Annotated in this window: 16 protein-coding genes, 1 tRNA gene and 1 pseudogene; 8 read left to right on the forward strand and 10 right to left on the reverse strand. The window is 63.7% G+C overall.

The annotated features are described in order from the left end of the window. The first annotated feature begins 178 nt into the window (after positions 1-178). Both Q8N40_RS00995 and Q8N40_RS01000 read left to right on the forward strand, forming a co-directional pair. The gene (locus Q8N40_RS00995) at positions 179-931 is read left to right on the forward strand and encodes a rhodanese-related sulfurtransferase (RefSeq protein WP_305710478.1); all 753 of its coding nucleotides are present in this window, start codon (positions 179-181) and stop codon (positions 929-931) included. Then, positions 924-1154: a SlyX family protein gene (locus tag Q8N40_RS01000; RefSeq protein ID WP_305320730.1), complete on the forward strand. Its 231-nt coding sequence runs from the start codon at positions 924-926 to the stop codon at positions 1152-1154. The genes Q8N40_RS00995 and Q8N40_RS01000 overlap by 8 nt, the downstream gene beginning before the upstream one ends. A gap of 96 nt (positions 1155-1250) precedes the next feature. Here the strand turns inward: Q8N40_RS01000 and Q8N40_RS01005 are convergent, their stop codons facing one another. From Q8N40_RS01005 to Q8N40_RS01020, 4 genes are all read right to left on the reverse strand, one after another. Continuing rightward, entirely contained in the window at positions 1251-1511 is a 261-nt protein-coding gene (locus Q8N40_RS01005) for a hypothetical protein (protein WP_305320729.1), read from the reverse strand. A gap of 75 nt (positions 1512-1586) precedes the next feature. Continuing rightward, a complete protein-coding gene (locus tag Q8N40_RS01010; RefSeq protein WP_305710479.1) occupies positions 1587-1721 on the reverse strand; it encodes a hypothetical protein in 135 nt (44 codons plus the stop codon). A gap of 46 nt (positions 1722-1767) precedes the next feature. After that, positions 1768-1989: a hypothetical protein gene (locus Q8N40_RS01015; protein WP_305710480.1), complete on the reverse strand. Its 222-nt coding sequence runs from the start codon at positions 1987-1989 to the stop codon at positions 1768-1770. A gap of 394 nt (positions 1990-2383) precedes the next feature. After that, positions 2384-4012 (reverse strand): GMC family oxidoreductase, encoded by a 1629-nt coding sequence (locus Q8N40_RS01020; protein ID WP_305710481.1) that lies wholly within the window; start codon positions 4010-4012, stop codon positions 2384-2386. Positions 4013-4142: 130 nt separating this feature from the next. Here Q8N40_RS01020 and Q8N40_RS01025 point away from each other — a divergent pair, with 130 nt between their 5' ends. Continuing rightward, positions 4143-4580: an MgtC/SapB family protein gene (locus Q8N40_RS01025; RefSeq protein ID WP_305710482.1), complete on the forward strand. Its 438-nt coding sequence runs from the start codon at positions 4143-4145 to the stop codon at positions 4578-4580. Positions 4581-4679: 99 nt separating this feature from the next. Here the strand turns inward: Q8N40_RS01025 and Q8N40_RS01030 are convergent, their stop codons facing one another. Next, entirely contained in the window at positions 4680-5021 is a 342-nt protein-coding gene (locus tag Q8N40_RS01030; RefSeq protein WP_305710487.1) for a hypothetical protein, read from the reverse strand. Between the two features lie 34 nt (positions 5022-5055). On the opposite strand from Q8N40_RS01030, the gene Q8N40_RS01035 reads away from it, so the two are divergent. The 4 genes from Q8N40_RS01035 (at position 5056) to Q8N40_RS01050 (ending at position 6575) form a co-directional block, all read left to right on the forward strand. Next, positions 5056-5517: a hypothetical protein gene (locus Q8N40_RS01035; RefSeq protein ID WP_371135583.1), complete on the forward strand. Its 462-nt coding sequence runs from the start codon at positions 5056-5058 to the stop codon at positions 5515-5517. 122 nt (positions 5518-5639) lie between these two features. Continuing rightward, positions 5640-5894 carry a type II toxin-antitoxin system prevent-host-death family antitoxin gene (locus Q8N40_RS01040; protein WP_305320723.1) on the forward strand — a complete coding sequence of 85 codons (255 nt, stop codon included), beginning with the start codon at positions 5640-5642 and terminating at the stop codon, positions 5892-5894. Between the two features lie 9 nt (positions 5895-5903). Beyond that, complete coding sequence (locus Q8N40_RS01045) at positions 5904-6329, forward strand: hypothetical protein (RefSeq protein WP_305710484.1); 426 nt, start codon at positions 5904-5906, stop codon at positions 6327-6329. Positions 6330-6341: 12 nt separating this feature from the next. Beyond that, positions 6342-6575: an HGGxSTG domain-containing protein gene (locus Q8N40_RS01050; RefSeq protein ID WP_305710485.1), complete on the forward strand. Its 234-nt coding sequence runs from the start codon at positions 6342-6344 to the stop codon at positions 6573-6575. 357 nt (positions 6576-6932) lie between these two features. Here Q8N40_RS01050 and Q8N40_RS26630 read toward each other — a convergent pair whose 3' ends face one another. The 5 genes from Q8N40_RS26630 to mnmA all read right to left on the reverse strand — a co-directional run bounded on the left by Q8N40_RS26630 (position 6933) and on the right by mnmA (position 9923). Further along, positions 6933-7226 carry a multiprotein-bridging factor 1 family protein gene (locus Q8N40_RS26630; RefSeq protein WP_371135584.1) on the reverse strand — a complete coding sequence of 98 codons (294 nt, stop codon included), beginning with the start codon at positions 7224-7226 and terminating at the stop codon, positions 6933-6935. Between the two features lie 108 nt (positions 7227-7334). Then, positions 7335-7411: transfer RNA gene (locus Q8N40_RS01055), tRNA-Met, on the reverse strand. 128 nt (positions 7412-7539) lie between these two features. After that, the gene (locus Q8N40_RS01060) at positions 7540-7884 is read right to left on the reverse strand and encodes a hypothetical protein (protein WP_305321664.1); all 345 of its coding nucleotides are present in this window, start codon (positions 7882-7884) and stop codon (positions 7540-7542) included. Positions 7885-8035: 151 nt separating this feature from the next. Next, positions 8036-8674, reverse strand: a complete 639-nt coding sequence (locus Q8N40_RS01065) for a class I SAM-dependent methyltransferase (RefSeq protein ID WP_305710486.1) — start codon at positions 8672-8674, stop codon at positions 8036-8038. 46 nt (positions 8675-8720) lie between these two features. Further along, positions 8721-9923 (reverse strand): tRNA 2-thiouridine(34) synthase MnmA, encoded by a 1203-nt coding sequence (gene mnmA, locus Q8N40_RS01070; RefSeq protein ID WP_305318294.1) that lies wholly within the window; start codon positions 9921-9923, stop codon positions 8721-8723. A 361-nt stretch (positions 9924-10284) separates the two neighbouring features. Here mnmA and Q8N40_RS01075 point away from each other — a divergent pair. Then, positions 10285-10910, forward strand: a pseudogene (locus Q8N40_RS01075) (hypothetical protein); the annotation flags it as partial.

Raw genomic sequence — 10910 nt, forward strand, 5'->3', positions numbered from 1 at the left:
TTTTGTCGTGGTTTCGGGCGCGGATTTACTTGTGGTTTCCTTGGCATTTTCCGGCCGCATTGGGATTGCTCTGGGATGCATGAGGCGGGCCCGCTGACGTCCCTGCGAACATGTTCGCTGGGACGACGGGGGTTTTTGCTGCCTTTCCCCCGCCCCGCCCGCCTGATAAACCCCCGCCATGTCGTTCACCGTCGCCGCTTTTTACCAGTTTGCAGCCCTGCCGGACTTCCGCGAGCTCCGGGAACCGCTGCGGGCGATCTGCGCGGGGCTCGAGCTGAAAGGCAGCGTCCTGCTGGCGCATGAGGGTATCAACGGCACCGTCGCTGGAAGCGAAGCTGGTATCGGCGGCCTGATCGCGGAATTGCGCGATGGCCCGCTGTTCGGCGGCCGGCTCGACCGTCTCGAACTGAAATTTTCCGGCGCCGGGCACATGCCATTCCGGCGCCTCAAGATCCGCCTGAAGAAGGAGATCGTCACCCTCGGCGATCCCGTTGCTGATCCGACGCGGCAGGTCGGGGTATATGTCGATCCCGCCGACTGGAACGCGCTGATCGCGGCCCCGGATACGCTCGTCATCGACACCCGCAATGAATTCGAGGTGGCGATGGGCACCTTCCCCGGCGCAATCGATCCCGGCATCAGGAACTTCGGGCAATTCAGGGATTTCGCCACGCAGCGGCTCGACCCGGCGAAGCATCAGAAAATCGCGATGTTCTGCACCGGCGGCATCCGCTGCGAAAAGGCCAGCGCCTGGCTGCTCGCGCGCGGCTTTGCCGAGGTCTATCATCTCAAGGGCGGCATCCTCAAATACCTCGAAGGCGTGCCGGAGGCGGAGAGCCGCTGGCGCGGCGAATGTTTCGTCTTCGACGACCGCATCGCGCTCGGCCACGGCTTGCGGGAACGCCGCAGGGAACATGCTTCAGATGAGTGACACCAGGACGAGCGAGACCAAGGCGCTTGGCGACCGGATCGACGCGCTTGAAATCCGGCTGTCGTTCCAGGACGAAACCATCGAGACGCTGAACAAGACCATCACCGCGCAATGGCAGCAGATCGACGCCCTGACGCGGCAGGTCGTCGGCCTGAACGAACGGCTGCAGGAGGCGGAAAACAACGCTCCCGGCGCCACCGACGAGCCGCCGCCGCATTACTAGATCGCTTTCTTCTCTCCTCCTCCCGCGAAGCGGTGGGGAGGGGTGAAAGAAACGGCCTCCGCAAGGAGGCCGTTCAATTCGACTCAGACAAATCGATCAATCACGTTCGATGATGACCGTCTTGCGATCGCGATCATAATCGCGGTCACCGCGGTTCTTCCTGATTACCACGGTCTCGTCGCGATCGCGGTAATGACGCTCGCGGATCACTTCACGCTCGCGGACCCGGTCAGGACCGGATCCGACCGTCACGCCGACACCGTTCGGGCCGACGCCAACGCCAACCTGCGCCATAGCGGGCACGGCGAGACAGATCCCGGCCGCGGCGAGACTTACGATTGCAAAACGTTTGATCATTGCATGCTCCTCAATGTGTGAATTATCGGGGGCAATTCCCGCCGGCAGCTATTGTTCCGTCGACGCGATCGGCCGTTACGGCTTGACGGCGAACCAGACGCCGAAGGCGATGACGACCAGGATGACGAAGAACCACGCTATGGGCGTAACTCGTTTCGAGCTTCCGCTTCGCGGCGAGTCGTTGGCGGCGTGATTGAATTCATTCTGCATGTGAACCAACCGGTCGGCGCGGTTCGGCGAAATGCGCCGTGCAAATTCAACGGAACGCCGATTTCACCTTGTCCCAAAGCGATTCGTTTTCCCGATCGCCATCGGGCTTCGATGGCGCCGGCTGTGCCGCGCTGACGGGATCCGACGCAGGAAAAGTACCGACCAGGCCGGCTTCGAGCTTGTTGTGCATTTCCCGGTCGGCCCGTACGGCTTCGCGGGGATCGTCCGCATGCTTGTCATGCGGCGCGGGATTGAACTTCTCAGCCATGTGGGGCCTCCATGCCGGTATAACGCGCGGGTCATACCGGAGTTCCATCCGAGGTCCGGACAGCACCCGAAGGCCCCTTCATCACCGCCTCAGGGCGTTGAGCTTGCGGGAACCAATTCCCGCTAGAGGGCACATAACACTTGGGAATTTTACTGCCATCTGAGCAATATTGCACAGACAGGCGGGTCGAGTTGGGGTCGACTATTCGCGATGAGATTGCACCCTCATCGATGGTGTGAATGAGCCGGTGCTCGAAACAGAAATTCCGACCCCAGCCCGTTCGGGATTTCCGTTTTTAGAGCTACCGCTCGACCTTATCGCCAGGCCGGAGGACTGCGCAGGCAAGGTCTCGCTGCCACAACGACACCGCCGTGGTCGTCACGGTGCCTCCGTGCTAGCGCGCATCCTGCAGGATCATGTCGGACGCCTTTTCGGCGATCATAATAACAGGGGCGTTGGTATTGCCCGATACCAGATCCGGCATGACGGAGGCATCGACGACACGCAGGCCTTCGATGCCGCGAAGGCGAAGCCGCTGATCCACCACCGCGAGCGAATCGTTGCCCATCCGGCAGGTCGAGGTCGGATGATAGACCGTGCTGCCGCGCTTGCGGCAAAAAGCCAGCAGATCCTCATCGCTCACGACCTTCGCGCCCGGATCGGCCTCCTCGACCACAAACGGCTTCAGCGCAGGCGCTGCCAGAATCTTTCGCAGGATCTTGAGGCCCTCGACATTGACGGTGCGGTCGGTTTCGGTCGCGAGGTAATTGATGCGGATCTCCGGCGCCGCCATCGGGTCGGCGCTCTTGATCCGCAACGTGCCGCGGCTCTCCGGCCGCACCTGGCATACCGATGCGCTGAAGGCGGAATAGGGATGCAGCTTCTCGCCCATCTTGTCGGTCGAGAACGGCAGAAAGTGAATCTGGACGTCGGGTGAGGCCAGCCGCGGATCGGTCTTGAAGAATGCGCCCGAGGTGCCGGCGGCGATGGTCAGCGGCCCCTTGCGGAACGCCGCATAGCGCACGCCCGCCATGATGCGGCGGCCCGGATGATTGACGATATCGTTGAGCGTGATCGGTTGCGAGCAACGCATCACGATTCTGACCTGCATGTGATCCTGCAGGTCGTTGCCGACGCCGGGAGCGTCGAGCACCACGTCGATGCCGTGACTCTTCAACAGCTCCGCCGGTCCGACGCCGGAGAGTTGCAGCAGTTGCGGCGAGTTATAGGCGCCGCTCGAGATCAGGATTTCCTTCTTCGCCCGCACGGTGCGCAGCGCCCCGTTCTGGCGGTATTCGATCCCGACAGCGCGCCGCCCCTCAAACAGGATGCGCTGCGCCAGCGCGGCCGTCTCGACACGCAAGTTGCTGCGTCCTTTGGCGGGCCGCAGATACGACCGCGCCGTGCTCGCCCGCCGGCCATTCCGCGTGGTGGTCTGAAACCAGCCGGCGCCTTCCTGCGTCGCGCCGTTGAAATCGGGATTGTCGGGAATGCCGGATTCGACCGCCGCCTTGATGAAGGCCCCCGACAGCGGATCGGCATGCAGCATGTCGGACACCGGCAGCGGGCCGCCGGCGCCATGATAATCATCGGCGCCGCGCTGCTGGTCTTCGGCCTTCTTGAAATACGGCAGCACGTCGTCAAACCCCCAGCCGGTGTTGCCGTGCTGGCGCCAGCGGTCGTAATCCTCGTGCTGGCCGCGAACGTAGAGCAGGCCGTTGATCGAACTCGATCCGCCCAGCACCTTTCCGCGCGGCTGAAACACCTGGCGTCCGTTCAAGCCCGGCTCGGGCTCGGTCTGGTACATCCAGTTGACGGTCTTTTCCTTGAACAGCTTGCCGTAGCCGAGCGGCACGTGGATCCAGAGATTGCTGTCCCTGGGGCCTGCTTCCAGCAACAGCACCGAATGCCTGCCGTCGGCGCTGAGGCGATTGGCGAGCACGCAGCCGGCGGAGCCGGCGCCGACGATGACGTAGTCGAATTCGGAAGTGTTTTTGGGCGACGTTGCGCCATTGTTGTTCATGTGTTTCCCTCACGCCCGGCACGGCCGGCGCCGCACCTAACCAGATCAGTTGAAGGGGTGGCAAGCGCTAGATGAAACCAAAAGGCCGGCTCTGGCTTGATTTCCTCCCCTGACCCAGCGAGTGCGCACCTTGGACAAATTTCAGATCGGCGCCCACATCCTTGCCATGGCGGCAGCTTTTGCGCTCGCAATTCCGATCGGCTGGGATCGCGAGAAGAAGGCCCGCAGCGCCGGGTTGCGGACGTTTCCGCTGGTGGCGCTGGCGAGCTGCGGCTTCGTGCAGGCCAGCGAGAGCCTGCTGGTGCATTCGCCCGACGGCATGGCGAAAGTCATCGAGGGCCTGATCACCGGCATCGGCTTCATCGGCGGCGGCGCCATTCTCAAACACGGCACCACCGTGCTCGGCACCGCGACCGCGGCGAGCCTGTGGGCCACCGGCGCGATCGGCGTGTCGGTCGGTCTCGGCAGCTACGACGTGGCGGTGACGGTCGCCGTCTTCACGTTTCTGACGCTGAGGCTGCTGCCGCTGGTCAAGGACGACGAGGATAGCGGCGACAGGAAGGATTGAGTGCCGGCAGGGCGGTAAGGCTCCGCGGCGGGCGGCTCGCAGCGCCGCGCCGGATGGCTGCGATCAAAAATATCGAAAACAACCCCATGCAATGGAATGTCAACCGGTCACCTGAACAAAATTTCGGGAAAATAGAAGTTGACACGTCGGGCAAATCAGGGGCATTCCCTCATCGTCGCGCATATTGGACCGGGGCCCACCGCAACAGCGGGCCTCCGTCGCGATTTCCGGCAACATCATCCCCATAGTTGAAATTTGACGGCCACGCCGCAGCGCGTGATCGCCGGCGCGTGGCCGAACCATGCGCGCGACCGGCGTGCGCCGGCCATCGACCTGAAACCGCACCGAGGACATCATGACGGCACCAGCAATAACCACAGCCGATTCAACCCAACCTGCCGCGACGCCGCGGATAAAATTCCTGCCGCAGGGATTTTCCATCGACCATCCGGACAACGTGCTTGGCGAACGGCTGATGGCGGAGGCGCTCGGCGTCGTCGGTCGCGATGCGATGGATGGCATCCTGCGGCAATTGGTGAGGGCCAGCATCAACGATGACGGGCCGGACGAGGTCAACCTCGGCTTCATGATTTCGATGATGCAAGGCATCAAGCCGAGGGATTGCGTCGAGGCCATGCTGGTGGCGCAGATGGTTTCCGTTCATGTGATGGCGATGCGATGTTCGCAACAGCTCGCAAATGCGGACGATCTCGCCCAGCAAGACACCGCCGCGCGTTCGCTGGGCAGGCTCGCCCGCACCTTTCCCGCCCAGATCGAGGCGCTCAGCCGTTATCGAAGTCGTGGCGAACCAGCCATCACCGTGCAGAACGTGTCGGTCGCGGACGGCGGCAAGGCCATCGTGGGCAACGTCACGCAGCATGCGAACGTGATCGTATCGGACAGGAGTCCGGTGCCCGCGGCGGCCGATGCGCGGTAGGCCCCGGAGCCGGACGTTTCCGACCGGGTCCGGGAAACCGGCTAACCAATACAACAGAGGGATTGACCGGAATCTGTATTATACGTATAATGCAGGTTACTAACTCCGGTGAGATCCCTGTCATGGTTCAGATCAGCGCCCTGGAATTCCAGCGTAAATTCGGCGAGTTTCAGCATCAGGCGCAACGAGAGCCTGTCGAGATTACGCGCCACGGCCGGCGGGAACTCGTGCTGATGTCGGCTGAGCATTTTGACTGGCTGACGGCGGCTGCCAGGCGCACCACCCGAACAGCCGATGCTGCCCAAGTGGTGATCGACGCTGTTGAACGGGCCGAGATGGACCCTGAGCATGCCGCGCTCGACGAACTGCTCAAGTAAGCAGGCCAAGTGGCCTTCCCCGAGCCTAAGCCGGGCTTGGTCGTTCGCTATGATTATCTCTGGACCCATGAAGCGGCAGCGGGACGCGATCAGGGAAAGGACCGTCCGGCCTGTCTCGTCGCCGCGAGCGACAGCCAAACGCGGCCACGTTTTGTGGTCCTGTTGCCGATCACCCACACGCCACCCGTTGGCGACACGGTCGGTATCGAAATTCCGGCGAAGGTCAAACAGGCACTCGGTCTCGACGATGCACGAAGCTGGGTAATCATATCCGAGCACACCGTCGACGAATGGCCCAACGCCGGTCTTTCACCGGTTCCGGGGAAGCCGGGCGCATTCGGATATGGCTTCATTCCACCCGGCCTGTTCGCGCAGATCAAAGCCAAATTCCTCGAACTGGCCCGACAGAACAAAAGCGGCGCGGTGCGCCGCTGATTGCGAGTGCAGATGCACGACACGCGTTGCGGCGCCAAAATCCGTTCTGGCGGCGCGTGCCGCGCGCACGTTGTACACGGCAAGAAGCGCTGCCGCATGCATGGCGGTGCGCCGGGGTCCGGCGCGCCAAGGGGCAACCGTAACGCGCGCAAGCACGGGCTGTTCACCGGGGAGGCGATCGCCGAGCGAAAGCGGATTCAGGACCTGCTGGGCGAAGCGCGGAAGTTTTTGCAGGGGATGGAGTGATTTTTTTCGCGAAGCATAGCTTGGTTGCGCGCGAGACCAAGATCGTTCGTGCCGGAAAGCGGCGTTGACGTAATCGTTGCAGCGGACTGATGTTGTACTTGCTGGTGGCTGAAGAAGTGGTGAAGCCATTATCGCTCGACGGGTGATCCGTGCAAATCTAACTCCTGATCTCCTCTGCACGAAGAAGTTCGTTGAAGCTCATGTGAACGACGCCATCTTGGCCGCAGATGTCAGGAATCTTCTGCCTCTTATCGCTCGCTTGGTCTAGATTTGTTTATTCCAAGGAAATCGTAAAGGACGAGTGCGTTGAGCCGAGTCTCCTCAGCCTCTGACTGGATAAGCACTAACTCGTATTGCTCAGTTGGAGTCTCGACTTCTCGATGCATCCTGAAGTCCGAGACGAGTTCGAGTTTTGCGATCTTTGATTGTTTGGGACAGGAGTTCCATGAATGGCACGTCGTAGAAATGGGCGAGCTTCCGGCCTTGCTTGATGGTCGGTCTGGCTGAACCGGCTTCCCACTTCTGGATCTGATCAGGCGTCACACCCGCGCCATGCGCGGCGGTCTCAGGCGATAGCCGGACGCGCTCTCGGGCCCAGCGAAGGACATCGCTGTTAAACGGAATCATCCTACCGCAAATGGTGAATAACATCGTGCATTGCCGAGGCTGATGCGTCCTCGCTACCCAGCCTGTAACCAGCACGAAATCTGGCTTCTACGGGTAGAGTTGAAACAGGTGCTAACCCACTGGGATCGTTATTGGTAGCGAGAGAGGGACTCGAACCCCCGACCCCAGGATTATGATTCCCGTGCTCTAACCAGCTGAGCTACCTCGCCACGATTCAACGTTACGGCTCTCAATATGCCGCAGTCGCGAACGCGCGGCATATAAGAAGCCGGTCAGGGGCATGTCAAGCAAACCCGCATCGTGGCCCGACTACCTGCCAGGTGCCTCCAAAGCGGGGCTATTTCGGGCGGACCGTGGGGTCGCCGCCGGGGCTGCCGGGCGGCGGAATCACCGGCATGCTGCTGCCGGTTTCGGGGGTCGGGGCGCGGATTTCCGGGTCGATGCCGGCGGGCGGACACAACACGCCGTCGGAACGGGCCAGCCTGTCGCTGAGCGGCTCGGCCCGCTGGCCAATGGTGGCGCCCTGCTGCGACGGCATCGGGGCACAATTGACGGGGCGATCGGGCGACGGCGGCGCGGTTCGTGCAGGAGGCGTGGCCGGCGACGGCGGTGCCTGTGCGCCTGCAACGCCGGAGGCCGCGATCAGCACGCATGAGAGAAAGAGTGTGGATTTCATTCGCATACGGGAAAACGGCCCGCGGATGCAAAAGGTTCCCGGCTCGCGGGAGATTGGCAAGCCGAATTTTTTCGGCGTGAGCCGAACACGCGTCGTCATTCGGGCGCGCGCGAACGCGCGAACCCGGAATGACGGCCAACCCTGGCGCCGCAGCGCGTCAGGATTTGCGGTAGCGGATCAGCGAGAAATGCCCCATCGGCGGCATCGGGCGGCGCTCGGTCAGGGTGACGCCGCCATGTTTCGCGGCCCAGTTGGTCAGCCGCGCCCAGGCAAATTCCGGCCGCCAGCCGAGCCGGCGCGCCAGCGGCGCGAAGGCCAGTTCGAAGACGCGGCGCGGGCCGCTCTCGGCGCCGATGTGGTTGACCAGGATGAGTTCGCCGCCCGGCTTCAGCACGCGGATGAAGTCGTCCAGCGTGGCCTCGGGATCGGGCACCGCGGTGATGACATATTGCGCCACCACCGCGTCGAAGGACGAATCCCCGAAGGCGAGGTTCTTGGCGTCCATCACCGCGAGCGTCTCGACATTGTGAAGTCCGAGCGCGCGGACGCGGCTCTGCGCCTTGCGCAGCATCGGCTCGGAAATATCGACGCCGCACAGTTTCGTGGTGGAGGAATAATCCGACAGCGACAGGCCGGTGCCGACGCCGACATCGAGGATCCGTCCGCCGATCCTGTCGGCCTCGGCGATGGTCGATTTGCGGCCTTCTTCGAACACCTTGCCGAACACCAGGTCGTAGACCGGCGCCCAGCGCTCGTAAGCCTTCGCGACACCCGCGCGGTCGATATCTGCAGCCATGCCAGCCCTTGAAATTATCTGCCTGAAAATTATCTGCCCGAACTTGTTATCCGCGCACGGCCTCGACCAGCGGCCGCGGCGCGGCGGCTTCGCGCAACGCTGCCTTGGTCGTTCCCTTGGCTGATGCGCTCTTGATGAATCCGCCGCCGAGCACGCGCGCCTGCCCGGAAGGCGCATCGTAGAACACGCAGGCCTGGCCGGGCGAGACGCCCTCCTCGCCCGCGACCAGTTCGACTTCATAGCCGCCATCGGTTGCGCGCAGCCACGCCGGCTGCGGCGGGCGGGTCGATCGCACCCGCACGAACATCTCGAGGCCGTCGCCGACAGCTGACTCAAGCGCGCCGTCGCCGATCCAGTTGACGTCGCGCAGCTGGATGCGATCCATCCGCAGCGCCTCGCGCGGCCCCACCACGACGCGGCGGCTGGCGGCGTCGAGCCGCACCACATAGAGCGGCGCCGAGGAAGCGATGCCGAGGCCGCGGCGCTGGCCGACGGTGAAGTGAATGATGCCCTGATGCCGCCCGATGACGCGCCCGCCGAGGTCGACGATGTCGCCGGGCTCGACGGCGTTGGGCCGCAACCGGCCGATGATGTCGGTATAACGCCCTGACGGCACGAAGCAGATGTCCTGGCTGTCCTGCTTGTCGGCGACCGTGAGATCATAACGCCGCGCCAGTTCGCGCGCCTGCGGCTTGGTCATGTCGCCGAGCGGAAAGCGCAGAAAGTCGAGTTGCTCGCGGGTGGTCGCGAACAGGAAATAACTCTGGTCGCGATCGGCGTCGGCGGCGCATACCAGCGCGCGCGCGCCGTCGGCGAGACGGCGCGAGGCGACATAATGGCCGGTGGCGAGCGCCGCGGCGCCGAGTTCGCGCGCGGTCGCCAGCAGATCGCGGAACTTGACCGAGCGGTTGCACTCGATGCACGGCACCGGGGTTTCCCCTGATGCGTAGCTGTCGGCGAAATTGTCGATCACCGACTCGCGAAAACGGCTCTCGTAGTCCAGCACGTAATGCGGGATGCCGATCCGCTCGGCGACATCACGGGCGTCGTGGATGTCCTGCCCGGCGCAGCAGGCGCCCTTGCGGTGGGTGGACGCGCCGTGATCGTAGAGCTGCAGCGTGATGCCGACGACGTCATAGCCCTCGGACTTCAACAGCGCAGCCGTCACCGAGGAGTCGACGCCGCCCGACATGGCGACGACGATCCTGGTGTCCTGTGGGCGGCCTTGCAGGTCCAGACTGTTGAGCATGGTTCCGGTCATCGATGCGATCGCGGCAGGGTGGATTGCGCGACCAAAGAAAAAGCCTTGCAGTTAGAGCGCCTTGCGGCGAGTCCTCGGGGGCGTGACCGGGAAAGCGCGGCGGCTTTTTCGGAAGCGACCGAAGGCAGCTCTTTAATATAGGCCGTATCCGCGTGAAGCAATCACGCCAGCCCGTTTTGCTCACCCACCACGGCAAATCTTGCCGCCGGGCACAAAAGGCGGCTCCGGCGCGCTCCGTGGTTTTACCGAGCCAACCTTCAAGTATATGTAATCACTAGGTATTTTTTGGAACCGAAGCTGGCCCGGTCCTTGCTGATCTGTCTCCACCTTCATCCGCGAAAGGCCGCCCGTGTCCAGCGTGACGACAGATCCAGCATCCAGCGTGTCTTTCCAGGGCGCGCCGCCAACGAAATCCGGCAAATCCGACCGATCGCGCGGCAACGACAATTTCGCGGCGCTGGTCGACACCGCCGCGCCGGCCGAGGGCCAAAACGCCCGCGCCGACAATAACGCACGCGCCCAGGAGAAAGCCGCCTCGCAGACCAGTTCGCAGCGCCGCTCCGACGACGCCGCGGCGAACGCGGCGAGCGCGGCGAACGCGGCGAGCGCGGCGGACGCGGCGGACGCCAGGCGATCGCGCGACTCGGCGGCTGCCGACCGGGCGGCGAAGAGCGATTCAGACGATCGCAACGCCAGCGCCAGAAAGCGTGCCGATACCGCGGCCGATGCCGAGGCGCCTGCGCGCGCCACTGCGAAGCCCGTCGACTCCAAGGCCGCGCCGGCCAAGTCAACCGAGGATCAGCCGTCCGACCAGGCTTCCACCGCCGATTCCGCAGCCGATCAGGCCGCCCCGCCAACGCAGGATGCACCGGCCGCGACGACGCCGGACCCGGTCGCCGTACCGATTGTCATCGCTGTTGCCGCCCCGACGGCTGCTCCCGCCGCCACGCCCGCATCCGGCAACGCCACGGCGCC

This window comes from Bradyrhizobium sp. (assembly GCF_030693485.1).
Classification (GTDB): domain Bacteria; phylum Pseudomonadota; class Alphaproteobacteria; order Rhizobiales; family Xanthobacteraceae; genus Bradyrhizobium.

Bases quoted from the DNA above. Each gene is read 5' to 3' on its own strand.
- Q8N40_RS00995 (WP_305710478.1), top strand. From the start codon at position 179: ATGTCGTTCACCGTCGCCGCTTTTTACCAGTTTGCAGCCCTGCCGGAC.
- Q8N40_RS01030 (WP_305710487.1), bottom strand. From the start codon at position 5,021: ATGGAAAATCCCTGCGGCAGGAATTTTATCCGCGGCGTCGCGGCAGGT.
- mnmA (WP_305318294.1), bottom strand. From the start codon at position 9,923: ATGCTCAACAGTCTGGACCTGCAAGGCCGCCCACAGGACACCAGGATC.
- Q8N40_RS01005 (WP_305320729.1), bottom strand. From the start codon at position 1,511: ATGATCAAACGTTTTGCAATCGTAAGTCTCGCCGCGGCCGGGATCTGT.
- Q8N40_RS01035 (WP_371135583.1), top strand. From the start codon at position 5,056: ATGGCGGAGGCGCTCGGCGTCGTCGGTCGCGATGCGATGGATGGCATC.
- Q8N40_RS01015 (WP_305710480.1), bottom strand. From the start codon at position 1,989: ATGGCTGAGAAGTTCAATCCCGCGCCGCATGACAAGCATGCGGACGAT.
- Q8N40_RS01010 (WP_305710479.1), bottom strand. From the start codon at position 1,721: ATGCAGAATGAATTCAATCACGCCGCCAACGACTCGCCGCGAAGCGGA.
- Q8N40_RS01060 (WP_305321664.1), bottom strand. From the start codon at position 7,884: ATGCGAATGAAATCCACACTCTTTCTCTCATGCGTGCTGATCGCGGCC.
- Q8N40_RS01050 (WP_305710485.1), top strand. From the start codon at position 6,342: ATGCACGACACGCGTTGCGGCGCCAAAATCCGTTCTGGCGGCGCGTGC.
- Q8N40_RS01040 (WP_305320723.1), top strand. From the start codon at position 5,640: ATGGTTCAGATCAGCGCCCTGGAATTCCAGCGTAAATTCGGCGAGTTT.
- Q8N40_RS01020 (WP_305710481.1), bottom strand. From the start codon at position 4,012: ATGAACAACAATGGCGCAACGTCGCCCAAAAACACTTCCGAATTCGAC.
- Q8N40_RS01065 (WP_305710486.1), bottom strand. From the start codon at position 8,674: ATGGCTGCAGATATCGACCGCGCGGGTGTCGCGAAGGCTTACGAGCGC.
- Q8N40_RS26630 (WP_371135584.1), bottom strand. From the start codon at position 7,226: ATGTTATTCACCATTTGCGGTAGGATGATTCCGTTTAACAGCGATGTC.
- Q8N40_RS01000 (WP_305320730.1), top strand. From the start codon at position 924: ATGAGTGACACCAGGACGAGCGAGACCAAGGCGCTTGGCGACCGGATC.